This is a genomic window from Leeuwenhoekiella sp. MAR_2009_132 (assembly GCF_000687915.1).
GTDB lineage: Bacteria > Bacteroidota > Bacteroidia > Flavobacteriales > Flavobacteriaceae > Leeuwenhoekiella.
Map to the genome: position 1 here is coordinate 1,074,518 of NZ_JHZY01000002.1, position 24,665 is coordinate 1,099,182.

Sequence of the window (24,665 nt, forward strand, 5' to 3'; positions counted from 1 at the left end):
TTAAATCTTAGGTTTTGCTTCTGCTTACAACATCCCTTTAGTGCTGGGTAATATCATTTTTTCTGAGTCACGTTTTACAGCCACTTTTATTGCTTTCGCGAAAGCTTTAAATATCGCTTCAATCTTGTGATGCTCATTGGTTCCTTCTGCCTTTATATTAAGGTTTGCTCGTGCACCATCTGTAAACGATTTAAAAAAGTGGTAAAACATTTCAGTAGGCATTTCACCTATTTTCTCTCTGTTAAAATCTGCTTCCCAAACCAACCAGTTGCGACCACCGAAGTCTATCGCTACCTGCGCTAAGCAGTCATCCATAGGTAAACAAAAACCATAGCGCTCAATGCCCAGTTTATTTCCTAACGCTTTAGCAAACACCTCTCCCAGCGCAATTGCTGTGTCTTCTATCGTGTGGTGTTCATCAACTTCCAGATCACCATCTACGTAAATTTTAAGATCCATAGAACCGTGACGTGCAAGCTGATCTAGCATATGATCAAAAAAGGCCAGACCGGTTTTAATATCGCTCTTTCCTGTTCCGTCAAGGTTTAATTCGATTTCAATAGCCGTTTCATTTGTTTTTCTTGAAATTGAAGCGGTACGCGCTTCTAATTTTAAAAACTCATAAATCTTTTGCCAGTCATTACTCTCAAGTGCAATTACTGCGTCGAGTTCGTCACGTTTTACGGTTATTTCTCCTGTGCCTAATTCGGTATTATCGTTGATAAAAATCCCTTTAGCACCCAGGTTTTTGGCTAATTCTATATCTGTAAGACGATCTCCAATAACAAAGCTATTAGCAAGATCATACTCTTCAGAAAAGTACTGCGTTAGCATTCCTGTTCCCGGTTTGCGGGTATTTGCATTCTCGTGCGGAAACGTACGATCTAAATAAACTGCATCAAAAACAACCCCTTCATTTTCGAAGGATTTCATAATAAAATTATGCACCGGCCAGAAGGTATCTTCGGGAAAAGAGTCGGTACCCAGACCATCTTGATTCGTAATCATAACCAACTCGTAGTCGAGCTCCTGAGCAATTTTACTCATATAGGTAAAAGCTTTGGGGTAGAAAATCATCTTTTCAAAAGCGTCTATTTGTTCGTCTACAGTTTCTTTAATTAAAGTTCCGTCACGATCTATAAATAAGACTTTACGGCCGGTATTGTATGGGTTAGAATTCATTATTGTATTTTATGCAAGTTCTTTAAGAGCAGCTATTAATTTTTTGTTTTCTTCTGATGTTCCCACGGTAAATCGCAAGGTGTTCTCACACAATGCCTGCGTACTTCTATTGCGAACGACAATTCCTTTTTGTATCAATTGATCATATCTTTTGTTAGCATCGTCTACACGTGCCAGCACAAAATTGGCTTCAGAAGGAAACACAACTTTTACAAAATCTACTTCAAGTAATACTTTAGATAACTCATCTCTTTCTATTAAAATTGAGTTGATTTCTTTTTCTACATTATCAGTATCCAGAATACGCTCTAAGGCTCTTTTCTGAGTAAGTTCGTTAACATTATACGGTGGTTTTATTTTATTAAGTACTGCTATAATTTCTGCGGAAGCATAACAAATACCAAGTCGAATTCCTGCTAAACCGTATGCTTTAGACAGGGTTTGAATAATTACCAAATTAGGATATTCATGGAGTTGAGTTGACCAGCTTTCGCCTTCTGCAAAATCTACATAAGCTTCATCTACAATTACGAGTCCTTTAAAAGATTCTAACAGTGTTTTTATAGCTGCTGCTTCAAAGCTATTTGCTGTAGGATTATTAGGCGAACATAAAAAAATCATTTTTGTCTGATGATCTACCTGATCTAAAATCTTAGTAACATCTGGCTGAAAATCGTGAGTGAGTAGTACTTCTCTGTTTGCTATGGCATTTGTAGCCGCTAAAACACCATACATTCCGTATGTGGGAGGTAATGTAATCACATTATCTACATTAGGCTCGCAGAAAGCTCTAAATAGCAAATCAAGCACTTCGTCACTACCATTACCTAACAAAATTTGATCTACGGGAACACGTTTTGCGGTAGACAAATGCTGCTTTAAAGTGACCTGCTGAGGATCTGGGTACCTGTTTACTCCATTATTATAGGGGTTCTCATTTGCATCTAAAAACACCATATCATCGTGAAAATCCTTAAACTCATCTCGAGCCGAGGAATAGGGCTTCAATTTAGCTACATTATCACGTACCAATTTTTCTAAATAGAATGTTTGATTGGGCATTAGTTCTCTTGTTTAAGTTTATTTAAACGCAGCGTAACAGCATTCTTATGAGCTTGTAAACCTTCGGCAGCTGCCATAAGTTCTATTGCGTTACCTATATTTTGTATTCCTTCTGGCGACAATTCCTGAAAGGTCATATTTTTCATAAAACTATCCAGATTTACACCGCTGTATTGTTTTGCATAGCCATTAGTGGGTAAGGTATGATTAGTCCCCGAGGCATAATCACCGGCGCTTTCAGGTGTGTAATTACCAATAAAAACAGAACCTGCATTGGCAATATTATCTACATAATACGCGTTATCATCTGTTGCTACTATAAAGTGTTCAGGACCATACTCATCTATAAGTTCAAGTGCAATTTTATGCGTTTTAACAAAAATTAATTTGCTGCTAGCAATGGCCTTTTCTGCTATTGCTTTTCGAGGAAGCACTTCAAGTTGTTTTTCCAGTTCTTTTTCTACGGAACTAATTAGATTTTTTGAAGTAGAAACTAAAATTACCTGACTATCAACTCCGTGTTCTGCCTGGCTCAGTAAATCTGAAGCTACAAAAGAAGCATCTGCAGTATCATCTGCAACTACGAGCAATTCGGAAGGGCCGGCTGGCATATCTATACTTACATTATATTTCGTAGCCATTTGCTTAGCAACCGTTACAAATTGATTACCCGGGCCAAAAATCTTATATACTTTAGAAATGGTTTGAGTTCCAAAGGTCATCGCGCCAATGGCTTGAATGCCTCCTACTTTATAAATTTTGTCTATACCACATAAGTGTGCGGTAAATAAAATCGCCGGATTAATATTCCCTTCTTTATCTGGTGGGGTGCATAATACAATCTCTTTACAGCCCGCTATTTTAGCAGGGATTGCAAGCATTAAAATTGTAGAAAATAAAGGCGCTGTACCGCCTGGAATATAAAGACCAACTTTTTGTATAGGTCTCTTTTCTTGCCAGCAGTTTACACCAGCAGTAGTTTCTACACGTACCGGAGCAGTTTTTTGAGCTTCATGAAATCTTTCAATATTACCCTTAGCTAAACGTATCGCCTCTTTTAAATCAGAATCTAAATTTGTTACGGCAGCTTCAATTTCAACAGCAGATACTTCAAAATTGTTTATTTCAATACCGTCAAATTTTTTAGTATAAAAATTTACAGCCTTGTCTCCTTCTGCCTGTATCGCTTTAAAAACTTCAAGAACAGTACCTTCTATCTGATCATAGGTTTGAGTAGGTCTTTCTAGTATAGTGGCCCACGTTGATCGTTCTGGATTATCTATTTTAATCATAGCAATTGATTTTCAAAATAAATTATAAGACCATTTTTTCAATATCGCTAACCAAAATACCCTGTGCACCGGCATCTTTAAGATTATCTATTACCTCCCAGAATGCCTGTTTGTCAATTACAGAATGAACACTACTCCAGCCTTTTTCGGCAAGAGGTAATACGGTAGGACTTTTCATTCCCGGAAGCATTTTTATGATATCATCAAGACGTTCATTAGGTGCATTGAGCAATACGTATTTGTAATCACGCCCTTTTAAAACTGCTTGAATTCTAAATAAAAGTTTATCTAAAATTACCTGACGCTCTGTATCTATCTTAGGAGAAACAGCAAGTACTGCCTCAGATTTCAACATTACTTCTACTTCCTTGAGATTGTTCTTAAATAGCGTACTTCCACTTGAAACAATATCACAAATCGCATCTGCAAGGCCAATATTAGGTGCAATTTCTACCGAACCATTAATGATGTGTAAGTCTGCTTTCACCCCAAATTGTGATAAATAATTAATTACAGTATTGGGATAGGAAGTTGCTATTTTCTTTCCGTCAAAATCTTTAACCGAATCATATTTTGTGCCTTTAGGCACAGCAAGTGAAACGCGACATTTTGAAAAACCTAATTTTTGTGCGATTGAAATATCTTCCCCTTTTTCAAACAATACATTTTCTCCAAGAATAGCGATATCTACTACCCCATCTCTTAAATATTGCGGAATATCCCCATTTCTTAAGTAAAAAACCTCTAGAGGAAAATTTGCAGCACTTGCCTTAAGTTGATCGCGGCCATTATCTATAGAAACTCCGCAGTCTTTTAAGATTTGTAAAGATTCTTCATTAAGTCGACCCGACTTTTGAATAGCAATTCTAATTTTTTGTGTCATTTTTTCTTTATTATGCTTAAGCTATTCAAACAGAAAACCCGTTTGAATGACTCAAACGGGTTACTGTTATTTATAAGCTAGCTATACACAACATTTCTACCTCGCCTGAACGCGTGAATAAAAATGATGATGATGTAAAGCTGTTCTTTTCATATAGGAATGCGAATTTATAAAAAAAAAGAATAAACCTATATATGATTCGGATTGTTTTTAGAAGTAAAGTAAATTATTTAGTGTAAAGTATTATTTTTGAATAAATTCAATAAGGATGAAGAATTTTTCTATTGCTTTTTTAGTGTTTTTAGGGTGGTGTGCTATAGGCTTTTACTTTTTAAAAGCAAGCGATGCATTAAACAGAAGAAGTATCTTTAGCAATTATTTGCCACCTTCGCAAAATTCAGGTGTTAATTTTAATCAATTAGATAGTTTAGAAAGTCAAAAAACACTAATTAAGCAAGAACTTGAAGATTCTAATATCAATTCTTTTGTAGAAAGCAATTTAGCCCGTGGGAATGAGCAGCTTATAGAAACATTAAGTAAAAGCATAGAGGCAAAAACCCGTGCTATAGAAAAAGATAAAGAACGTTTAAGAGAAGCAAAATTAAATGCTGAATCGCGCAAAAAAAACACTGTACCGCGACGTGTAGATTATACATTTTATCCCGAATTTTCTATAGGTGGTAGAGTTGTGGATGATTATTCTTCTCAGGAGTTTTTAGACTATATTAAAATAAGACTTGAGAAAAAGCCGAACGCAAAAATTAAAATAATAGGGTACACAGATTACGTGGGTAGTGATATAGATAATTATAAAGTAGCCTTTAAAGAGGCAATTCAAGTTAGAAATTATATCTTAGTACGACTAAAAATACCTGAAAATCAAGTTTTTGCATATTCTAAAGGTGAAAATGATCCTATTGTTTTAAATACAAATGAATCTGAGAGAAAGAAAAATAATAGAATAGAAGTAATTATAGAATGACCCATTATATACTTTTTATCCAGAAAAATTCAGATATGATTTCAATTCCATTGATTTACATTGAGGTCTTCTTTTTAATGTTAACCTCTTTTTTAATTGGTTATTTTTTCGCATTTTTTTATCAGAAATCAAAATATCTTAGAAAATTAAATAAGCTTCAACGCCTAGTAAATCTTGATAAAACGGAAGACGATTTTGCACAAGCTCCTATTAGCGAAGAAGACCATCTTGAAAAGTTTCGTAAAGTTGCTAAACTTAAACAATTAGGTAAAAGCAAAAAGAGTCACGTAAAAGAGAAGACTGTTTCTGTTGTTAATGATGGTGAATTAGATTTTGAGAGAATTGGTAAAGCAGATGAGACCGATGCTGATAATCTTCAAAAAATAATAGGTATTGGTCCCTTTACGGAAGAAAAATTAAACGATATAGGTATTTATACGTTTGAACAAATAAGTAAGTTTAATTCTAATGATATAGAGATTGTTACAGAGCTCATACAGTTTTTCCCAGATCGAATTATAAATGATCACTGGGTTTCTAAAGCTAAAATGCTAGCCGAAAGCAAACGTAGAACGTTTAAGGAACCTATACGTATGAAAAAAGCATAAAAAAAGCCCCGAATTTTTTCCGGGGCTTTTTTTATACTAGAATTTAGGTTTAATCATTTCCTAATATAATAGGCAAACCACCATCACCAGCGCCTATAACAATAACTTTAGAGTTATTAGATTTAGCAAGCATTAACGTTGCTTCTATACCTTTATCTTTTAAAATTTGATCATTTAAAGACTGACTCAAAATACGGTTTGCATCAGATTTACCTTGCGCTTCAATAACTTGTCTCTGTGCCTCTTTTTGTGCAGATATTAGTCTAAACTCGTACTCAAGAGATTCTTGTTCCTGCTTTAATTTGCGTTCAATAGCTTCTTTAATTGTAGCAGGTAATGTCACATCACGTACAAGAACTTCATCTAACTGAATGTATTGATTTTTAATTATCTTTTTGGTCTCATCAAAAATTTCAGCCTGTATAGCATCTCTTTTAGATGAATACAATTGTTCTGGTGTATATCTACCTACAACCGAACGTGCTGCAGAACGTATTGTAGGTAACAAAATCCTATTTAAATAATCACCGCCTATTTCCTGATGTAATTTACCCAGATTTTTAGCCTCGGGCTGATACCATACTGATGCTTCTAACTTTATATCTAGACCATTAGATGATAAAACATTCATAATCTCTTTTAATTCCTGTCTACGTACTTCATATATAAAAACTTTATTCCAGGGTGCAACAACGTGAAAACCTTCTCCTAATGGAGGAGCATCTGTTACGACACCACCACTAAAAGGTTGATACAGTACACCTGCTTCACCAGAATCAATGGTAACCGCAGATTTAGCAATTATGATGACGAGAATAATTATTCCTATAATTATAGGTATTCCTACTTTTGGTAATCTATCCATATATTTAAAATTTCAATTTATATTAATCCGTTGTATTTTCTGAGAAACCACTCTGCTGTAAGACTAGAAATAATAAGAGCCAGCAGGTAAATGAAGTTGACTAAAGGTACGCTTTTTTCCACGGCTCGCTGAATGGGTATAAAACGATCATCATTAATAAGTTGATTTACTAATTCATCAACATTATCTAAAGTATTTATATATCCATTTGTCTCCGTAGTTACCACTTGCATCTTCGCAAAGTCAGCGTTCAGATTTTGGCGCTCTAGATTAAAAGGAATTAATGTAAAAGCTCCAGAAGTTTTAATGCCGCTAGATAACTCGCTAATAATAAAACTATATTCGCCAGCTTCTAAATTTGTAAGGTTTGATTGATAATCATTCCCCTTAACAACCATAGGAGCTTCATAAGTATATTCAGAATTCTTATTTTGCAATTTAATTTGTAATTGAGCACCGGGATCAAATACATAATTCTGATCAAAATAACGAGCATTAAGTTTGATAGCGTTTCCACCGTAATAAAAACGCTCATAATCCACTAGTAACCGATCTCGTTTTTGATTTGAAGCAGCATATTGAACAAGTTTATCTATCAAATTATCAAAATCTTCAAAATTAGAATTGTTTAAAAAACTTTGAATACGCCATTGAAAAACACCCATTCCAAACAAAATAATCTCTCTTCTACCATCAGTTTCTGTTACAGCTAATAAGGGGTTTTTAGTAGAAACACCATTAACGCGTTGATAAAATAATACATCGCTATTACCGGCAATTTTAGAAGTTCCAAATTGTGTTTTTACAGGAGGATAATTTGAAAAATCCAAATCGTCTAATTGAAATGAAGTAAAGGATTTGTTTAGCAGTGGTTGAGATTCTTCAGTTTGATTATTTAACGGTAGGGAAAATGACTTCTGAATACTATTTGTATAAGTACGATTGGTTACTGTACCAATTATCGTAAATCTATTTTTATTCAGTTTATTTAATTCAGCATATACACTTTTAAATTTAGTATCGGGTTCAAATAAAATCACCAGATCTGATTCATTTATGTCTTCTGATTTGATGTTGAATACTTCTTTTAATTCTACAGAACGTAATTGATTGCTTTCAATACTTTTTTTTAGTGTACCTAAATCAGGGTGCAACACCGAATAGACTATCAAAACTTTAGAGCGTTGATCAATCACTTCAACAGCAAAATTCTTTGTATTGTTTTCTGTGTTTTTTTCATTAGAAATCGCGCCTATAGTAACAGCATAATTCTGAACACCTATTGCGTTGGCCTTTAGAAATAAATTAAAGCGTTGTGTATTTTGCGAGGCAGAAAACTGTTTGTTTTCTTTAAAAGCTACAGAACCATTTTTTGTAATGGAGAGTTGCGCATTTATTTCATTGTCACCCTGATATTCAGCTATAATCTCAACTGGAAATTCATTATCTAAGTAAGCATATTTATTTACATTAGTACGTATGATTCTTAAATCTTCGTATTGCGTGGTGTCCCCCACAACTAGAAAATTTACAGCTGTATTCTTTATGTCTGTTGAAATATAACGGTAGTTGCCTCCTAAATTAGCGTTACCATCTGAAATGAGCAGCGGCGTGTATGTTTGATCTTTATATATTTTATTTAAGGTCTGAAGGGCTTTTGATATGTTTGTCTGCTCATCTGTAAAATTAATACTATCAAGTGGTTTAATATTTGCACCAAAAATATATTGATCTATATCAAAGCGTTTGTTTAGTTGCTCATTAGTAACTAATTTTTGAACCGTATTATTTACATCTTTTGAAAAACCTAAATAATCTATAGAATTAGAATTATCTACAGCTAGAGCCAGATTAGGTTTAACAGTTGTGTAGGTTACCTGTTTAAATTCAGGATTTAATAATAGTAGAAGTACCGAAAACAAGGTAATAAAGCGTAAGCTACTTAAAATAAGCCTAAGCTTTTTTGAGCGTTCCGGTTTGTAGAAATAAAAAAATATGGCAGTAACCAATGCTATTATCCCAATAAGGATAATGTATAGAATAGTGGATACTGCCATAAATTAGTACATTTTATTTTTGAATTTAGGTAAGCATACCTCCGTCTACCTGTAGTACTTGTCCTGTTACATAAGCACTCATATCACTTCCAAGAAATACACAAGCATTTGCAATATCTTCTGTGGTACCACCTCTTTTAAGTGGAATTGCTTCGCGCCATCCTGCAACGGTTTTCTCATCAAGTTTTGCCGTCATTTCGGTTTCTATAAAACCGGGAGCCACTACGTTTGTACGTATATTACGTGAACCTAATTCCAAAGCCATAGATTTAGAAAAACCTATAATACCTGCTTTAGACGCTGCATAGTTTGCTTGGCCGGCATTACCTTTTACACCTACTACAGAACTCATATTTATAATGCTACCTGAACGCTGCTTAAGCATGGTACGCTGTACTGCTTTAGTCATATTAAAAATGGACTTCAGGTTAACTTCAATAACCTGATCAAAGTCTGCCTCGCTCATACGCATGAGTAAATTATCTTTTGTAATTCCCGCATTATTTACAAGAATATCAATAGAATCAAAATCTTCTGATATCTGCTTAATTAACTCTTGACAATCGTCAAATGAAGCAGCATTAGATTTATAAGCTTTTGCTTTTACTCCTAAGGCTGTAAGTTCTTTTTCAAGTTCTTCTGCGGGTCCTGCAGAAGAGCTGTATGTAAATGCAACGTTAGCTCCGTTTTGAGCAAACACCTTTGCGATACCATTACCTATTCCGCGGCTGGCACCGGTTATAATTGTATTTTTTCCTTCTAAAAGTTTCATTCTAAATTTGTTGAATGGTTAGTTTCGACGAACGAGAGTAAATATAGCAAACTTGAAGAGTTTGCGCATAAAAAAACCGACACATTACGTGTCGGTTTTAACGTATTTGAAAAAAAGCTTATGCTAAAAGTTCAGCAACTTTTTTACCTATTTCTGCAGGAGAATCAACAACGTGTACTCCACACTCTCTTAATATTTTTTTCTTATCTGCAGCAGACTCACCTTCACCAGAAACAATAGCACCGGCGTGACCCATTGTTCTTCCAGCGGGAGCAGTTTCACCAGCGATAAAACCTATTACCGGTTTTTTAGTTCCACTAGCTTTAATCCATCGTGCAGCTTCTGCTTCTAATTGACCACCTATTTCACCTATCATTACAACAGCATCTGTATCGGGATCATTAATTAGTAACTCTACAGCTTCTTTTGTAGTCGTACCTATGATTGGATCTCCACCAATACCTATAGCAGTAGTGATACCTAAACCTTGTTTTACAACTTGATCTGCAGCTTCATAAGTTAGGGTTCCTGATTTAGAAACGATACCCACTTTACCTTTTTTGAAAACAAAACCTGGCATAATACCTACTTTTGCTTCACCCGGAGTAATGACACCAGGACAGTTAGGGCCAATTAACCTACAGTCTATATTTTTTATATAATTAGAAGCCTTGATCATATCTGAAACCGGAATACCTTCAGTAATTGTGATAATTACTTTAATACCTGCATCAGCAGATTCCATTATAGCATCTGCAGCAAATGCAGGCGGTACAAAAATAATAGAAACATCAGCTCCTGTTTCTTTTACTGCTTCAGAAACAGTATTAAATACAGGCTTGTCAAGATGTTTTTGACCTCCTTTACCGGGAGTTACACCACCAACTACATTAGTGCCATAATCTATCATTTGACCTGCGTGAAATGTACCTTCACTACCGGTAAAACCTTGTACAATAATTTTGGAATCTTTATTTACTAAAACGCTCATGTGTTGTTTAAATTTTGTGGTACAAAAGTAATTTTTTAAAGGAGAAACCTAAAGGAATTTTAGGACTTTATGCGTATGTGTGCATCTAAATTTTGAGGGTCCTGATCACTAGGCTGACTTATTTGATAGCCTTTATAGAGTAAACTATCCTTTAGTTCCCAGATAGCCATAAAATGAATAATGCCTACCTCTTCTTCAGGATTTTCTACAGTTTTTATATAATATGTAAGGCGTATACTTACCTGATTTTTATCTGCTAAAAGATGTGTTATCGAAGATCTTAAAGATATAAACGATTTGCCCATCTCCGAAGACATTTCTGTGATGTCCTTGTAGGTCATTTTAGAAAAACCTGTAGATGCGTTCCAATACAATTCTGCATCTTTATGCAAATATTGCTTTAAAACACTTGAATCATTAAAAAAGTCTGACTCATATAAACCTCTTACGAGATCTTTAGCTGATTTACTCATTTTACTTTTTTATTTGTTCTAAAATATATGGTATTTGACGAATTGATGCCAATTCTCTAAATTTTTTCTTGCTGTCTTCTGCGGGTGATCCCAGGTAAGACTTACCTCCTTCTAAGGTTCTTCCTACACCACTTTGTCCAAAAATAACAGCCTTTTCTTTAATAGTAACCCCACTAGCTATACCTACCTGACCCCAAATTACAACATCATTTTCTACAATCACGCAACCGGCAATACCTGTTTGAGCTGCAATTAGCACGCGCTCCCCTACTTGCGTATCGTGACCTATATGAACCTGATTATCTAACTTAGAACCCCAACCGATTATTGTATCTCCAGACACACCTTTATCTATTGTGCAGGCAGCACCTATATCTACGTGATCGTGTATAACAACTCTACCGCCAGAAAGCAGTTTATCAAAACCAGTCTCGCGCTTTTTATAATAAAAGGCATCTGCACCTAAAATGGCACCTGAATGAATGGTCACATTATTCCCAATTATAGTGTTGTCATAAAGAGTAACACCAGAGTGTATTAAACAATTATCACCAATTTTTACATTGTTTCCTATAAAACAGTTGGGTTGAATAATAGTATTGATGCCAATTGAAGCTGTTTCAGCAATAGCATTAACCGCCTTTTCAAAAGGTTTAAAAAATTTAGTTAACTTATTAAAGTCGCGAAAAGGATCATCAGAAATAAGCAAAGCCTTTCCACTAGGACAATCAACTCGTTTATTAATTAGAATAATTGTTGCTGCAGACTCTAAAGCTTTATCATAATATTTAGGATGATCTACAAAAACGATATCACCGGGCTCAACAACATGAATTTCATTAAGACCAAAAACCGGAAATTCTGAATCGCCTACATATTCTATATTTAGAATAGTAGCAATTTGTTCTAGTGTATGTTTCTGCGGAAATTTCACAATTATTCTTTAATTCGCTCTTTGTACGTTCCTTTTTCAGTCTCAACCTTAATCTTATCCCCTTCGTTAATAAATAAGGGAACATTAACTTCTGCTCCTGTTTCTACAGTGGCAGGTTTTGTTGCATTAGTTGCAGTATTACCTTTAAGACCAGGTTCTGTAGCAGTTACCGTAAGTATTACGTGTGCCGGCATGTCTACCGAAAGTGGCATATTATCTTCAGTATTAATTGCAATAGTTACTACTTCACCTTCTTTTAATAATCCCGGTTGATCTAATGCTGATTCTAATAAGCGTATTTGTGTATAATCTTCAGTATTCATAAAATGAAACCATTCGCCATCATTATATAAAAACTGATAGCCTTTAGTTTCTACACGTACTTCTTCAATTTTATGTCCTGCAGAAAATGTATTGTCCAATACTTTTCCGTTAGTTACACTCTTTAACTTGGTACGCACAAAAGCTGGACCTTTACCCGGTTTTACGTGCAAAAATTCTATAATTTTATAAATATCGTGATTGTAATGAATACACATTCCGTTACGAATATCTGAGGTAGTTGCCATAATTTTAATTATTTCTTAAGTTTTCGCCAAGGCGAAATTTTTAATTAGTTGTAAAATATCCTTTCATAATACCACGCTGCGAATTGCGTATAAATTGAAGAATCTCATCACGCTCTGGTGTGGCTTCCATCTCTACTTCAATAATATTAACAGCTTGTGTATTATTATAATTTTTCTGGTATAATATTCTATAAATATCCTGAATTTCTCTAATCTTTTCAGTTGTAAAACCTCTTCTTCTAAGACCTATCGAGTTAATGCCCACATAAGATAAGGGTTCTCTACCGGCTTTCACATAAGGTGGTACGTCTTTACGCACTAAAGATCCTCCCGTTACAAAAGCGTGATTACCTATTGTACAAAATTGTTGCACAGCTGCCATACCGGCAAGAACAACATAATCGCCTACTGTTATATGTCCTGCAAGAGTACTGTTATTTGAAAAAATACAATTATCTCCTACGATACAGTCGTGAGCAATATGGCAATATGCCATAATCCAGCAGTTTTCACCTATTTGTGTTTTCATACGGTCAGAAGTACCTCTATTTATTGTAACACACTCTCTAATCGTTGTGTTATCACCTATAATAGTAACTGTATCTTCATCTTCAAACTTTTTATCCTGAGGAACCGCAGAGATTACTGCACCGGGAAAAATATTTACATTTTTACCTATTCTGGCACCTTCCATTATGGTCACATTCGATCCTATCCAGCTGCCTTCACCTATTACTACGTTATTATTAATAGTTGTGAATGGCTCAATTACTACGTTTTTGGCAATTTTAGCTCCAGGATGAACGTATGCTAAGGGTTGATTCATAAATCTAATCTTTCTTTACTTTAACTATCTGAGCCATAAGCTCAGCTTCAGAAACTAATTTTCCATTAACATAAGCGCTACCCTGCATATGGCAAATTCCTCTGCGTATAGGAGAGAGTAAATCTAATTTAAAAATTAGTGTATCTCCCGGTAGAACCTGTTGTTTAAATCTAACATTATCTATTTTCATAAAATAAGTAAGATAATTCTCAGGATCTGGCACGGTACTTAAAACAAGAATACCTCCTGTTTGAGCCATTGCCTCAACCTGCAAAACTCCTGGCATTACTGGTGCGCCCGGAAAGTGACCTACAAAAAATGGTTCGTTCATAGTCACATTTTTTAAACCGATTACCTGAGTGTCTGTAATTTCTAAAATTTTATCTACCAATAAAAACGGAGGTCGATGTGGCAACATAGCCATTATTTGATTCACATCCTTAACAGGAGGTTTATTAAGATCAAAAACAGGGAGATTGTTCCTTTTCTCAGTCTTGATAATTTTCTTTAATTTTTTTGCAAACTGTGTATTTACATAGTGTCCCGGTTTGTTTGCAATAACCTTACCTTTTATAGGCATTCCTACAAGAGCTAAATCACCTATTACATCTAGTAATTTATGGCGTGCCGCTTCGTTAGGATGGTTTAAGGTAAGATTATCAAGTATCCCATTAGATTTAACAGAGATAGATTCTTTATTAAAGGCTTTTCTCAATTTAGCCATTGTTTCTTCAGATAATTCTTTATCTACATAAACAATTGCATTATTTAAATCACCTCCTTTAATAAGACCGTGCTCGAGAAGCATCTCTATCTCATGTAAAAAACTAAAGGTTCTAGAATCTGATATTTCATCTTTAAATTCTGTAATACTCTTAATGCTCGCATTTTGAGTACCTAATATTTTTGTTCCGAAGTCAACCATAGTGGTCAACTGGTATTCATCTGCAGGCATAAGTATAATCTCACTACCAGATTTTTCATCGAGATAGCTAATTACTTCTGTAACAACAAATTCTTCTCTACAGGCTTCTTGTTCTACAAGGCCTACTTTCTCTAATGCTTCTACAAAGAATTTTGAAGAACCATCCATAATAGGTGGCTCTGGAGAATCTATTTCTAAACAAATATTATCAATTCCTAAACCTACGCAAGCTGCAAGAACGTGCTCGCTGGTTTGAATATGAACTCCCAACTTCTCTAAATTAGTGCCACGTTGCGTGTTAACAACGTAATCTGCATTGGCTTCGATGATAGGTTGCCCTTCAATATCAACACGTTTAAAATACATTCCTGTATTTTCTTCTGAGGGTTTGAATGTAAGTGTAACATTCTTACCCGTATGTAAACCAACGCCGGTCAAGGAAACCTCACCGGCGATTGTTTTTTGCTTTCCTATAGCTTTACTTATCATTGGATTTTTGTTTTTCCAAATTATTTATTTGTTGAACCAGACTTGGTAAATTTTTAAAATGAACATACGATTTGTTGTAATCGCTATAGGCTAACGCAGGAGAACCCTGCACTGCCTCATCATCCTTTAAATTACGACCTATACCTGATTGTGCTTGTATTTTTACGCGATCTCCTATAATTAGATGTCCTACAATGCCTACCTGACCACCTATACGGCAGTACTTTCCTATTTTAGTAGAGCCTGCAATACCTGTTTGAGCCGCTATAGCAGTATGTTCTCCTATTTCAACATTATGAGCAATTTGAATCTGGTTATCAAGTTTAACTCCTTTTCTAATAATGGTAGATCCTAATGTTGCCCTGTCAATCGTGGTGCCTGCGCCTATATCTACATTGTCTTCTATTATAACGTTTCCTATTTGTGGTACACGACTGAAGCTTCCTGACTCATCTGGAGAAAAACCAAAGCCATCTGCACCTATTACAACCCCGCTATGGGCGTAAACTGTATTGCCGAGTATGCAATCTGAATATATTTTTACTCCAGAAAATAAAACGCAATTATCACCTATTACACAATTGTCACCAATATATACATTAGGATAAATCTTCACATTATTTCCTATACGCACATTTTCTCCTATGTGAGCAAAAGCTCCCAGATAAATGTTTTCCCCATAAGTAGCACTATCTGAAATGTAAACAGGACTTTCAACACCAGATTTATTTAATTTTACCTGATTGTAATATTCTAAAAGTTTAGAGAATGATGAGTAAGCATTTTCAACCCGTATGAGTGTAAGAGTTAACTCATGTTCTGGTTGAAAATCGTGATCAACTATAGCGATTGTAGCTTTAGTCTTATATATAAATGGAGTGTATTTAGGATTAGCTAAAAATGTTAGCGACCCTTCTGTTCCTTCTTCAATCTTCGAAAGTCTAGAAACTTCAACATTAGGGTCTCCATCAACAGAGCCTTCTAAAATTCCTGCAATCTGTTCAGCGGTAAATTTCATCTTGACAAAAATAGAAAAAAAGCCTTAATTTAAATGCTTAGGGTAACATATATAGTTTTTGGTGATCACCTTAGATAAAGCTTTTAAACTTAGTTGATCACTGGCAGAAACCACATCTATTACCTTTCCTTTTCGGGTTAAAATAGTTATCGCTTCCTTTTTAAGAGTATAAGCCTGGTTTGTAATTGTACCTGTAAAAACAAAATAATTCACTTCATGATCATTCAAACCGCACATCTGTTTAACCCTATTTTTCTCTGCTTTCACAAAATCTTTATCAAAAGGTTTCTTTTTAATTTTGATTCTGGGAAGGTTGCGGTAAATTATAATTTGAGACAATCTGCTTAACACGTAATCGTCGTGATCACACCATGCTTTCATTGCAGCTATAATATCATAATCATCAAGAGACGAGAAAATATCTAAGGCTTGGGTATCAAAAATACCTTCTGCATTTTTCTTTTTAAGAAAAAATGCGAGTGACTTGCTGGCTTCAAGCTCTATACCAGCATTAGTAAGTTCTTTAGCTCGCTTGAGAACACGCACTAAAACCTGCTCTGCAACTAAACTTGTTTTATGCAAATAGACCTGCCAATACATTAATCTTCGCGCTACGAGAAACTTTTCAATGGTATAAATCCCTTTTTCTTCAATCATCAAAACATCATCCTTTACATTTAGCATTGCTAAAATGCGATCTGTATTGATATTTCCTTCCGCCATGCCGGTATAAAAACTATCTCTTTTAAGATAGTCTGTACGATCCATATCAAGTTGCCCAGAAACCAGTTGATGTAAAAAAGGTCTGGGGTAACTTCCTTTAAAAATATTTAGGGCAAGGGTTAAACTTCCGTTAAACTCTCTATTAAGTGTCTCCATAAACTGGAGCGAAATTTGCTCGTGATGTACATCTTCAACAATACTGTTTTCCATAGCATGAGAAAAAGGACCGTGTCCTATATCATGCAGCAATATTGCAATCATTGTCGCTTCTTTTTCCTCTTTTGATATCTTAACACCTTTCTCATCAAGCTTTTCAAGCGCTTTTTGCATAATATGCAAACATCCTATTGCATGATGAAATCTTGTATGATGTGCTCCCGGATAAACAAGATAAGACAATCCCATTTGAGAAATACGGCGCAAACGCTGAAAGTACCTGTGTTGTATCAGGTCAAAGATGAGACCCTTGGGTATAGTAATAAACCCATATATAGGGTCGTTAATTATTGTAAGTTTGTGGCTGGTCTGCAAACAGAAATCCTTTTTAGTTTTTATAAATACTTCACGTATTAAAATTGGGGTTTTAGACCAATTATTTAACAAATATACTATTATGAATACTATAAAAATACTTTGGGTAGATGATGAAATTGATTTACTCAAACCACATATACTTTTTCTAGAAAAGAAAAATTACGAAGTTTCGACCTGTCAAAGTGGTACAGAGGCTATTGAACTTGTTGAAGAAGAAAATTTTGATATAGTTTTTTTAGATGAAAACATGCCGGGCTTAACAGGATTAGAAACCCTAAGTGAAATTAAAGCCAAGCGCGACACCTTACCGGTAATTATGATTACTAAAAGTGAAGAGGAGTACATAATGGAAGAAGCAATAGGTTCTAAAATTGCAGATTACCTTATAAAACCGGTGAATCCTCATCAAATTTTGTTGAGTTTAAAAAAGAACTTAGATACAAGTAGATTAGTTTCAGAAAAGACTACACTCAATTATCAACAAGAATTTAGAAAAATAGCTATGGACATGGCTCAGGTTAATTCTTTTGAAGAATGGTCTGAGTTGTATCAAAAACTTATTTACTGGGAGTTAGAGCTTGAAGGGATTGAAGACCAAAGTATGCAGGAGATTTTAGAATCTCAAAAGACCGAAGCTAACAATCAATTTTTCAAATTTATAGAGCGCAATTATGAAGACTGGTTTACAGACGAGGAAAAACCTACAATGTCTCATACACTTTTTAAAGAAAAAATTGCTCCGCATTTGGCAACCACAGAAGCTCCAGTTCTTTTAATTGTAATAGATAACCTAAGGTACGATCAATGGAAATCTTTTGAACCTATTATTAACAACTATTATAAAAAAGAAAGTGAAAGTACTTATTACAGTATACTTCCTACAGCTACACAATATGCACGTAACTCTATATTCTCTGGCTTAATGCCTAGCGAGATGGAGAAAAAACATCCTGATTTGTGGTTAAATGATACTGAAGAAGGTGGTAAAAATATGAATGAAGACAAATTTCTGGAAGCTCAACTAAAGCGATTGGGATTGAATCTGAAATGGGAATATCATAAAATCACCAACTTAAAAAGTGGAAAAAAATTAGTCGAAAATTTTAACTCACTAAAAAACAATGATTTAACAGTTTTAGTTTATAACTTTGTAGATATGTTAAGTCATTCTAAAACCGAGATGGAAGTTATAAAAGAACTTGCTTCTAATGATAAATCATACCGTTCATTGACAGAAAGCTGGTTTAAAAATTCACCATTGCTTGAAATGATTCAAAAATCTCAGCAATTAGGATTTAAAATAATTCTTACTACCGATCATGGTACTATAAATGTAAAGAATCCTTCAAAAGTTATTGGAGATAAAAATACAAGTCTCAACCTACGTTATAAAACGGGTCGAAGTCTTACCTATGAAGAGAAAGATGTACTGTCTGCAAAAGACCCTAAGGCAATACACTTACCCTCGATAAATATGAGCAGCTCATTTATTTTTGCAAAAGGTGATTTGTTTTTTGCATATCCTAATAATTACAATCACTACGTGAGCTATTACCGTAATTCATATCAACATGGGGGAGTTTCACTTGAAGAAATGATTATTCCTTTTGTGGTTTTAAATCCGAGATAGAATTAATTACGTAAATAATTAAAAATATGGAAATAACGTATGATCTGTCTGCCATTAATGATGTGGCAAAACAGCTTATAGAATCAGCTACTCACAAAATCATTCTATTTTATGGCGATTTGGGAGCCGGTAAAACAACGTTAATAAAGTCATTAGTAGAACAATTAGGTTCTAATGACACTGTATCGAGTCCTACATTTTCAATTTTAAATGAATATTTGGGAAAGAATGAGGAATCAATATTACATTTTGATTTATATAGATTAAAAACCGAAGATGAAGCTTATGATTTAGGAATTGAAGAATATCTGCAACGCGATTGTTGGAAATTTATTGAATGGCCTGAAAGAATTAACATTTTTGATCAATATGACGTCCATTCAGCGAAAATAATTTCGTTGAATGAAAACAGTCGTTGCCTATATTTTATTTAAAATGTTAAAATTTAAAAAATATATAAATTCGGTTTTGTAAGATTTTACTTACTTACATTCTTTTTTTAAAGTTGGAATGATTTTTTTTTCTGTTAAAACTATAATTGTTAACTTGGTTGAAATTTATAAGCTGTTTTAAATATTTTAATGTATTCTAAACACTTGCGAAAGTAGGCATTATTTTGAATTATGTATTGTGTTCTGTGTTGAGCATCTTTGTATCAACAAATCATTAACACTCAAACACATTACATTATGAAAATTAAAGCTTTACTCCTAGGCCTTTTAATTGCAGGTGCAACAGCAGTTACTTACACGGTACAAAACGACAATGCAGATTATGCAGCAAAAAAAATCGAAAAAAGTAGAATCATTGTCCCTACTCACGGGTAGTTTCATTGCGGCTATATTAGTCTCATCACCCTACTTTTTTTATTTATATGAAGGCTTCCCAGATGTCAAAATTTGGGAAGCTTCTTTTTTTGGATTTCACCTTAAATATGATAGTGCTCATTACCAGAGCATTTATGTTGTTGCTTGGACACTAACGGGAAAAGTTGTACCGTTAGTATTTATGCTTATTTGGTTTTTTACGTGTAAACATTGGTGGTATCACGCTATTTTAATTCCCATTATAATGTTATCACTCCAAATCTATTATACTCTAAATGATGATTTATCATTTGTTGATAGTAATGAAATTTTCATATTAGCGCCCTTAATTTTAATAATGCTAATATTTAGTTACGGTATTAGAATGAAAATTTTTGATCGCATTCACAATATTGACTTATCTGAACTTGAACGCGTAACTATTAAAGGAGAAATCAAAGACGAAAACCTAAAAAGTTTCCAAAATGAGGACATTGACGATGACGATGATGAGCCTTTATTTATGGGCTAATTCAATTAAAATATCCTTTCCTTAGGTCTTTTTTCCTTATTATATTTATCCGTATTTTGAAAAGTAGAATACGATAAACTCTCAGATGATATCAAACAGTCCGTTTACTCGCGAAGAATTACTTCCTCAAGAAGAAAAACTCGAAATAGAACAGCGTAAAGGCTCACTTTTTATTGGGATTCCTAAAGAAAATCACTTTCAAGAAAAACGTGTTTGTTTAACACCAGACGCTGTAGGAGCTCTTGTTGCACACGGCCATCGTGTACTTATGGAAACGAATGCCGGTGAAGACGCTCGGTTTTCTGATCACGACTATTCTGAAGCTGGGGCAGAAATTACTTCCGATAAGGCAAAAGTTTTTGGATGCCCTATGGTTCTTAAAGTAGAACCTCCTTCTCTTGAAGAATTAGAATTAATAAACCCACAGACGGTTCTAATTTCTGCATTACAATTAAAAACACAGAAAAAAGAATACTTTAAAGTCTTAGCTACAAAGCGAATTACTGCTTTAGCATTTGAATTTATTAAAGATGCTGATGGCACCTACCCTGCCGTTCGGGCTTTAAGCGAAATTGCAGGAACTGCTTCTATTCTATTAGCTTCTGAGCTTATGTCAAGACAAAATCAGGGAAATGGTCTTATGTTTGGCAATATAAGTGGCGTCCCTCCTACTGAAGTCGTTATTGTAGGTGCAGGAACCGTAGGTGAATTTGCAACGCGCTCTGCATTGGGATTAGGAGCAAATGTAAAGGTGTTTGATAACTCCCTCACAAAATTAAGAAGTTTACAAGTAAACGTAGGTAGACCTATTTACACCTCTACCATTCAGCCTAAAAATCTTTTAAAAGCCTTAAGACGCTGTGATGTGGCCATTGGTGCCGTTCGTGGTAAAGACAGATCACCAGTCATTGTTACAGAAACGATGATTGAGTATATGAAACCAGGTTCTATAATTATTGATGTAAGCATTGATATGGGTGGCTGTTTTGAAACCAGTGAAGTTACAACACATGATAAACCTACTTTTATCAAGCACGGAGTTATTCACTATTGTGTACCCAACATACCTTCGCGATACGCACGAACTTCTTCAATATCAATAAGTAATATTTTTACACCGTATTTACTTGAAATAGGCGAACACGGAGGATTAGAAAATAGCCTGCGTATGAACAAGGGTTTAAAAAATGGATTGTATTTTTACCGCGGAATCTTAACCAGTAAATCTGTTGCAGAATGGTTTGATTTACCCTTTAGAGATATCAATCTCTTGTTTTTCTAAATTCTATTTAAACTTACGTATGAGAGTTCTACATCGCACCGGTTATTATTTAGGTGGTTTTTCTATTGGTCTAATCTTGCTCGCTTTTTTTGTAAAAGGCAGCGGTGTCGAACTTCCGTCTTGTGACTATATGCCAAATGCACGTGTTTTAAAGACTATAAGAAATAACGGATATTCGCTATCTGAGAATGCCGAAAAAGAACTCCAGGCATTACAATTAGACACAACAGATTTAAATGTATTATTTCTTCAAGGAGAGGTAGACTTTAGTAAAAGTGACACCCGCAGAGAGCCTTGTGGTTTTTACAGTATTTATTCTCAAGAATCTGTAAAAATACCTATTACAGCAACTCTAGAAAATTGTGATGAAAAATTTACAGTGCTTAGCGTAGAAAAAAAATAGACTGTTTAGGTTGCTATCTAAACAGTCTATAAAATTTTTTAAGAAATATTTTATTTATTAAATATCTCTTCTTTTACGCTCTTGCTTTAATAAACTTAATTCCCGGTTAGTTTGACCAGCCACAGATGTATTTTCTTCCGCTCTGCGTATTAAATAAGGCATAACATCTTTAACAGGCCCAAATGGAACATATTTAGCTACATTATAACCATTTTCGGCAAGATTAAAACTAATATGATCACTCATACCGTAGAGTTGTCCAAACCATATACGGGGGTCTTCATGAACAATTCCTTTTTGTTCCATAATTTCTATGGCCAAATAGTTGCTCTCTTCATTATGTGAACCTACAAAAGCCCAGATATCATCTAGATTATCTAAAACATATACGAGCATCGCATTAAAATGTGCATCTGTTTCGGGTTTATCTTTACAAATAGGAGATTCATATCCTTTCTCTTCTGCACGAGCTCGCTCTTTTTCCATATAAGCCCCACGTACAATTTTCATTCCCAGTTTATATCCTTTCTCAATAGAATCTAAATGCAATTCTTTTAAATAAGCAAGACGATCCCAGCGATAACATTGTAACGTATTAAATACAATAGGTTTTTCTGTATTGTATTTACGCATCATACTTAAGACCAAATCATCTGCAGCACCCTGCATCCAGCTCTCTTCAGCATCTACAAGCAATTTTATATCACATTCCTTAGCAATCTTACATATGCTATCAAAACGAGCTACAATACGTTCCCATTCTTGTTGTTCTGCAGATGTAAGTTCTTCTTTTTCGGTAACTTTTCTAAAGACTTCAAATCTTCCAAAGCCGGTAGGTTTAAATACCGAAAATGGCATACCCGGCTTATCCTTAGCAAAACGAATAAGACTAATAACACGATCTAAGGCCTCATCAAATAAATTTTCGGTCTCTTTACCCTCAACTGAAAAATCTAAAACAGAGTGAACACCTTTGTCATACATCTTTTCAATAACTGAAACACAATCTTTTTCACTTACACCACCACAAAAATGATCAAAAACAGTTGCCCGTATAAGACCTTCTACAGGAAGATTTGCATTAAGAGCAAAACGCGTAACAGCGGTCCCAATTTTTACAAGAGGTTGCTTTGAGATCATCTTAAAAAGAAAATAAGCACGCTCTAGCTCACTATCTGTTTTTAAAGAAAATGCATTTTTTGTATTATCAAATATCTTTTGTTCTAACATAATTCAACTTTAGGCGCCAAATATAATCACAATCGCAAACCTAGTTTTACAAAAAGATACTAATTTCACATTTTTAAAGTACTTTAACATGCAAGCTATAAAAGCAAAAAACTACGATGTAGTTTTTACAGATTCCGGTTATCAAAATTTAAATACGCTACTAAAGAAAAAAGAATATAGTATCCTCTTTATATTAGTAGACAGTAACACGCATGAAAGTTGTCTTGCACATTTTTTACAGCGGGTTGAAACCTCACAAACAATTGAAATTATAGAAATTGAGCCGGGTGAAGAATTTAAAAATCTAGAAACTTGTGAAGGCGTATGGAGTGCATTATCAGAGCTTAATGCAGACCGCCAGAGTCTACTTATAAATTTAGGTGGTGGCGTTGTTACAGACTTGGGTGGATTTGTTGCGTGTTGCTTTAAAAGAGGCATAGACTTTATAAATGTACCTACTACCCTACTTGCAATGGTTGACGCTTCCGTAGGAGGAAAAACCGGAGTAGATCTTGGTGCTTTAAAAAATCAAATTGGGGTGATTAGTAACCCTCAGTTAGTACTCGTAGATTTTACTTTTTTAAATACATTGCCCGTAGAAGAACTACGTAGTGGTTATGCAGAGATGCTCAAGCACGGTTTAATTAATTCTGAATTGTATTGGAATGCTGTCAAATCTGCTACCTATTCAGATATTGATAGTTTAGCAGAACTTGTTTATCAATCTATTAATATTAAGAATGAAGTTGTATTAGAAGATCCTTTCGAAAAAGGAATTCGTAAAAGTCTTAATTACGGTCATACACTGGGTCACGCCATAGAATCTTATTTTATGGAGTCTATAGATAAAACCAGATTATTGCATGGAGAGGCCATTGCCATAGGTATGATTTTAGCTAATTATCTTTCTACGCAGTTAACAGGATTTGACACACAAAAAGCTTTAGAATTATCTAAATCAATTTTAAGTTTTTACGAGCCCGTGTCTTTTAACGATTCTGATATTGAAGCAATCATTACTTTGCTTAAATATGATAAAAAAAATAGCCACGGAAATATCTATTTTGTTCTTCTGGAAGAAATAGGTAAACCAAGATTAAATCAAATAGCTTCTAATGATTTGATTTTCAATGCTTTTGATTATTATAAAAATTTAAGTAATAAATAATACAATTGTGTTGTCTATGCAAAACGTTTTTTTTTACATTTAACCTCAAATAGGAATAACTTTTAAATACTATATATGCGACGCGTTATCGTTGATTATAAAAAGCTTACACCAGAAATACTTGCTCTCTTAGTAGATAAGTATCCTTACGGATATGATGATGATCAGATCATCTCTTTTAAAAATGCTAAAAATGAGCTAATAGAGTGTGTTGAAGTTCGTACAGCTGATACAATTTACCTCGTGAAGGTGAGTAAAAAATTAGAAACATCTATGGAGAATTATGATGTAGATGATTATGATGTTGATGATTTAAATGAACCCATTGTTGATTTACCAGAAAAGATAGTTAATGATGACGATGATGATATCGTTGAACCTATTGATGAGGATATTGATGATGAAGATGACATTGATTAATTTCATTTG

General features: G+C 34.3%; 26 protein-coding genes. 10 read left to right on the forward strand and 16 right to left on the reverse strand.

Going from position 1 to position 24,665, the window contains the following annotated elements:
- Positions 1 to 24: 24 nt before the first annotated feature.
- Genes hisB through hisG form a run of 4 tightly spaced genes read right to left on the reverse strand, consistent with a single transcriptional unit; the run spans position 25 to position 4,419 of the window.
- A complete protein-coding gene (gene hisB / locus P164_RS04675; protein ID WP_028375308.1) occupies positions 25 to 1,182 on the reverse strand; it encodes a bifunctional histidinol-phosphatase/imidazoleglycerol-phosphate dehydratase HisB in 1,158 nt (385 codons plus the stop codon).
- Between the two features lie 9 nt (positions 1,183 to 1,191).
- On the reverse strand, positions 1,192 to 2,244 hold the full coding sequence (gene hisC, locus P164_RS04680; protein ID WP_028375309.1) for a histidinol-phosphate transaminase: 1,053 nt from the start codon (positions 2,242 to 2,244) through the stop codon (positions 1,192 to 1,194).
- Positions 2,244 to 3,536, reverse strand: a complete 1,293-nt coding sequence (gene hisD / locus P164_RS04685) for a histidinol dehydrogenase (protein ID WP_028375310.1) — start codon at positions 3,534 to 3,536, stop codon at positions 2,244 to 2,246. The genes hisC and hisD overlap by 1 nt, the downstream gene beginning before the upstream one ends.
- Positions 3,537 to 3,558: 22 nt before the next feature.
- Positions 3,559 to 4,419: an ATP phosphoribosyltransferase gene (gene hisG, locus P164_RS04690; protein WP_028375311.1), complete on the reverse strand. Its 861-nt coding sequence runs from the start codon at positions 4,417 to 4,419 to the stop codon at positions 3,559 to 3,561.
- Between the two features lie 268 nt (positions 4,420 to 4,687).
- On the opposite strand from hisG, the gene P164_RS04695 reads away from it, so the two are divergent.
- Positions 4,688 to 5,401, forward strand: a complete 714-nt coding sequence (locus P164_RS04695; protein ID WP_028375312.1) for an OmpA family protein — start codon at positions 4,688 to 4,690, stop codon at positions 5,399 to 5,401.
- 35 nt (positions 5,402 to 5,436) lie between these two features.
- Positions 5,437 to 6,009, forward strand: coding sequence for a hypothetical protein (locus tag P164_RS04700; RefSeq protein ID WP_125411749.1), 573 nt, complete (start codon positions 5,437 to 5,439; stop codon positions 6,007 to 6,009).
- Positions 6,010 to 6,058: 49 nt separating this feature from the next.
- Here the strand turns inward: P164_RS04700 and P164_RS04705 are convergent, their stop codons facing one another.
- From P164_RS04705 to P164_RS04755, 11 genes are all read right to left on the reverse strand, one after another.
- Complete coding sequence (locus tag P164_RS04705; protein WP_028375313.1) at positions 6,059 to 6,874, reverse strand: prohibitin family protein; 816 nt, start codon at positions 6,872 to 6,874, stop codon at positions 6,059 to 6,061.
- A 17-nt stretch (positions 6,875 to 6,891) separates the two neighbouring features.
- Positions 6,892 to 8,931, reverse strand: a complete 2,040-nt coding sequence (locus tag P164_RS04710) for a hypothetical protein (RefSeq protein WP_028375314.1) — start codon at positions 8,929 to 8,931, stop codon at positions 6,892 to 6,894.
- Between the two features lie 25 nt (positions 8,932 to 8,956).
- Entirely contained in the window at positions 8,957 to 9,703 is a 747-nt protein-coding gene (fabG, locus tag P164_RS04715) for a 3-oxoacyl-[acyl-carrier-protein] reductase (RefSeq protein ID WP_028375315.1), read from the reverse strand.
- Positions 9,704 to 9,821: 118 nt separating this feature from the next.
- A complete protein-coding gene (gene sucD, locus P164_RS04720; RefSeq protein WP_028375316.1) occupies positions 9,822 to 10,694 on the reverse strand; it encodes a succinate--CoA ligase subunit alpha in 873 nt (290 codons plus the stop codon).
- A 59-nt stretch (positions 10,695 to 10,753) separates the two neighbouring features.
- Positions 10,754 to 11,167, reverse strand: a complete 414-nt coding sequence (locus tag P164_RS04725) for a hypothetical protein (protein WP_028375317.1) — start codon at positions 11,165 to 11,167, stop codon at positions 10,754 to 10,756.
- A gap of 1 nt (position 11,168) precedes the next feature.
- Positions 11,169 to 12,101, reverse strand: coding sequence for a UDP-3-O-(3-hydroxymyristoyl)glucosamine N-acyltransferase (locus P164_RS04730; RefSeq protein ID WP_028375318.1), 933 nt, complete (start codon positions 12,099 to 12,101; stop codon positions 11,169 to 11,171).
- Between the two features lie 2 nt (positions 12,102 to 12,103).
- Positions 12,104 to 12,670, reverse strand: a complete 567-nt coding sequence (gene efp, locus P164_RS04735; RefSeq protein ID WP_028375319.1) for an elongation factor P — start codon at positions 12,668 to 12,670, stop codon at positions 12,104 to 12,106.
- 40 nt (positions 12,671 to 12,710) lie between these two features.
- The gene (gene lpxA / locus P164_RS04740; RefSeq protein WP_028375320.1) at positions 12,711 to 13,496 is read right to left on the reverse strand and encodes an acyl-ACP--UDP-N-acetylglucosamine O-acyltransferase; all 786 of its coding nucleotides are present in this window, start codon (positions 13,494 to 13,496) and stop codon (positions 12,711 to 12,713) included.
- A 4-nt stretch (positions 13,497 to 13,500) separates the two neighbouring features.
- Entirely contained in the window at positions 13,501 to 14,910 is a 1,410-nt protein-coding gene (locus P164_RS04745; protein WP_035899347.1) for a bifunctional UDP-3-O-[3-hydroxymyristoyl] N-acetylglucosamine deacetylase/3-hydroxyacyl-ACP dehydratase, read from the reverse strand.
- Positions 14,900 to 15,928 (reverse strand): UDP-3-O-(3-hydroxymyristoyl)glucosamine N-acyltransferase, encoded by a 1,029-nt coding sequence (gene lpxD, locus P164_RS04750; protein WP_028375322.1) that lies wholly within the window; start codon positions 15,926 to 15,928, stop codon positions 14,900 to 14,902. The genes P164_RS04745 and lpxD overlap by 11 nt, the downstream gene beginning before the upstream one ends.
- A 24-nt stretch (positions 15,929 to 15,952) precedes the next feature.
- Entirely contained in the window at positions 15,953 to 17,182 is a 1,230-nt protein-coding gene (locus tag P164_RS04755; RefSeq protein WP_028375323.1) for an HD domain-containing protein, read from the reverse strand.
- A gap of 82 nt (positions 17,183 to 17,264) precedes the next feature.
- Here P164_RS04755 and P164_RS04760 point away from each other — a divergent pair, with 82 nt between their 5' ends.
- From P164_RS04760 to P164_RS04780, 6 genes are all read left to right on the forward strand, one after another.
- Positions 17,265 to 18,815, forward strand: a complete 1,551-nt coding sequence (locus tag P164_RS04760; protein WP_028375324.1) for a PglZ domain-containing protein — start codon at positions 17,265 to 17,267, stop codon at positions 18,813 to 18,815.
- Positions 18,816 to 18,841: 26 nt separating this feature from the next.
- Complete coding sequence (gene tsaE / locus P164_RS04765; protein ID WP_028375325.1) at positions 18,842 to 19,249, forward strand: tRNA (adenosine(37)-N6)-threonylcarbamoyltransferase complex ATPase subunit type 1 TsaE; 408 nt, start codon at positions 18,842 to 18,844, stop codon at positions 19,247 to 19,249.
- A gap of 255 nt (positions 19,250 to 19,504) precedes the next feature.
- Positions 19,505 to 19,642 (forward strand): hypothetical protein, encoded by a 138-nt coding sequence (locus P164_RS18790; RefSeq protein ID WP_199907769.1) that lies wholly within the window; start codon positions 19,505 to 19,507, stop codon positions 19,640 to 19,642.
- Positions 19,590 to 20,153: a hypothetical protein gene (locus P164_RS04770; RefSeq protein ID WP_028375326.1), complete on the forward strand. Its 564-nt coding sequence runs from the start codon at positions 19,590 to 19,592 to the stop codon at positions 20,151 to 20,153. The genes P164_RS18790 and P164_RS04770 overlap by 53 nt, the downstream gene beginning before the upstream one ends.
- Positions 20,154 to 20,238: 85 nt before the next feature.
- Complete coding sequence (locus P164_RS04775; RefSeq protein WP_028375327.1) at positions 20,239 to 21,435, forward strand: alanine dehydrogenase; 1,197 nt, start codon at positions 20,239 to 20,241, stop codon at positions 21,433 to 21,435.
- 19 nt (positions 21,436 to 21,454) lie between these two features.
- On the forward strand, positions 21,455 to 21,838 hold the full coding sequence (locus P164_RS04780; protein ID WP_028375328.1) for a hypothetical protein: 384 nt from the start codon (positions 21,455 to 21,457) through the stop codon (positions 21,836 to 21,838).
- Positions 21,839 to 21,895: 57 nt separating this feature from the next.
- Here the strand turns inward: P164_RS04780 and P164_RS04785 are convergent, their stop codons facing one another.
- Positions 21,896 to 23,068 carry a proline dehydrogenase family protein gene (locus tag P164_RS04785; protein WP_028375329.1) on the reverse strand — a complete coding sequence of 391 codons (1,173 nt, stop codon included), beginning with the start codon at positions 23,066 to 23,068 and terminating at the stop codon, positions 21,896 to 21,898.
- Positions 23,069 to 23,156: 88 nt separating this feature from the next.
- Between P164_RS04785 and aroB the strand changes: the two genes are divergently transcribed.
- Entirely contained in the window at positions 23,157 to 24,236 is a 1,080-nt protein-coding gene (gene aroB, locus P164_RS04790) for a 3-dehydroquinate synthase (protein ID WP_028375330.1), read from the forward strand.
- Positions 24,237 to 24,311: 75 nt separating this feature from the next.
- Positions 24,312 to 24,656, forward strand: a complete 345-nt coding sequence (locus tag P164_RS04795; RefSeq protein WP_035899348.1) for a hypothetical protein — start codon at positions 24,312 to 24,314, stop codon at positions 24,654 to 24,656.
- The last annotated feature ends 9 nt before the right edge of the window (positions 24,657 to 24,665 follow it).

What these genes read in the sequence shown, in the direction of transcription:
- P164_RS04780 (WP_028375328.1), top strand. Translation starts at nt 21,455, where the DNA reads ATGAGAGTTCTACATCGCACCGGTTATTATTTAGGTGGTTTTTCTATT.
- P164_RS04745 (WP_035899347.1), bottom strand. Translation starts at nt 14,910, where the DNA reads ATGATAAGTAAAGCTATAGGAAAGCAAAAAACAATCGCCGGTGAGGTT.
- hisG (WP_028375311.1), bottom strand. Translation starts at nt 4,419, where the DNA reads ATGACACAAAAAATTAGAATTGCTATTCAAAAGTCGGGTCGACTTAAT.
- P164_RS04760 (WP_028375324.1), top strand. Translation starts at nt 17,265, where the DNA reads ATGAATACTATAAAAATACTTTGGGTAGATGATGAAATTGATTTACTC.
- hisC (WP_028375309.1), bottom strand. Translation starts at nt 2,244, where the DNA reads ATGCCCAATCAAACATTCTATTTAGAAAAATTGGTACGTGATAATGTA.
- P164_RS04770 (WP_028375326.1), top strand. Translation starts at nt 19,590, where the DNA reads ATGCAGCAAAAAAAATCGAAAAAAGTAGAATCATTGTCCCTACTCACG.
- P164_RS04705 (WP_028375313.1), bottom strand. Translation starts at nt 6,874, where the DNA reads ATGGATAGATTACCAAAAGTAGGAATACCTATAATTATAGGAATAATT.
- P164_RS04710 (WP_028375314.1), bottom strand. Translation starts at nt 8,931, where the DNA reads ATGGCAGTATCCACTATTCTATACATTATCCTTATTGGGATAATAGCA.
- hisD (WP_028375310.1), bottom strand. Translation starts at nt 3,536, where the DNA reads ATGATTAAAATAGATAATCCAGAACGATCAACGTGGGCCACTATACTA.
- lpxA (WP_028375320.1), bottom strand. Translation starts at nt 13,496, where the DNA reads ATGAATCAACCCTTAGCATACGTTCATCCTGGAGCTAAAATTGCCAAA.
- P164_RS04725 (WP_028375317.1), bottom strand. Translation starts at nt 11,167, where the DNA reads ATGAGTAAATCAGCTAAAGATCTCGTAAGAGGTTTATATGAGTCAGAC.
- P164_RS04775 (WP_028375327.1), top strand. Translation starts at nt 20,239, where the DNA reads ATGATATCAAACAGTCCGTTTACTCGCGAAGAATTACTTCCTCAAGAA.
- P164_RS18790 (WP_199907769.1), top strand. Translation starts at nt 19,505, where the DNA reads ATGAAAATTAAAGCTTTACTCCTAGGCCTTTTAATTGCAGGTGCAACA.
- tsaE (WP_028375325.1), top strand. Translation starts at nt 18,842, where the DNA reads ATGGAAATAACGTATGATCTGTCTGCCATTAATGATGTGGCAAAACAG.
- P164_RS04700 (WP_125411749.1), top strand. Translation starts at nt 5,437, where the DNA reads ATGATTTCAATTCCATTGATTTACATTGAGGTCTTCTTTTTAATGTTA.
- efp (WP_028375319.1), bottom strand. Translation starts at nt 12,670, where the DNA reads ATGGCAACTACCTCAGATATTCGTAACGGAATGTGTATTCATTACAAT.
- P164_RS04795 (WP_035899348.1), top strand. Translation starts at nt 24,312, where the DNA reads ATGCGACGCGTTATCGTTGATTATAAAAAGCTTACACCAGAAATACTT.
- aroB (WP_028375330.1), top strand. Translation starts at nt 23,157, where the DNA reads ATGCAAGCTATAAAAGCAAAAAACTACGATGTAGTTTTTACAGATTCC.
- hisB (WP_028375308.1), bottom strand. Translation starts at nt 1,182, where the DNA reads ATGAATTCTAACCCATACAATACCGGCCGTAAAGTCTTATTTATAGAT.
- P164_RS04695 (WP_028375312.1), top strand. Translation starts at nt 4,688, where the DNA reads ATGAAGAATTTTTCTATTGCTTTTTTAGTGTTTTTAGGGTGGTGTGCT.
- fabG (WP_028375315.1), bottom strand. Translation starts at nt 9,703, where the DNA reads ATGAAACTTTTAGAAGGAAAAAATACAATTATAACCGGTGCCAGCCGC.
- lpxD (WP_028375322.1), bottom strand. Translation starts at nt 15,928, where the DNA reads ATGAAATTTACCGCTGAACAGATTGCAGGAATTTTAGAAGGCTCTGTT.
- sucD (WP_028375316.1), bottom strand. Translation starts at nt 10,694, where the DNA reads ATGAGCGTTTTAGTAAATAAAGATTCCAAAATTATTGTACAAGGTTTT.
- P164_RS04785 (WP_028375329.1), bottom strand. Translation starts at nt 23,068, where the DNA reads ATGTTAGAACAAAAGATATTTGATAATACAAAAAATGCATTTTCTTTA.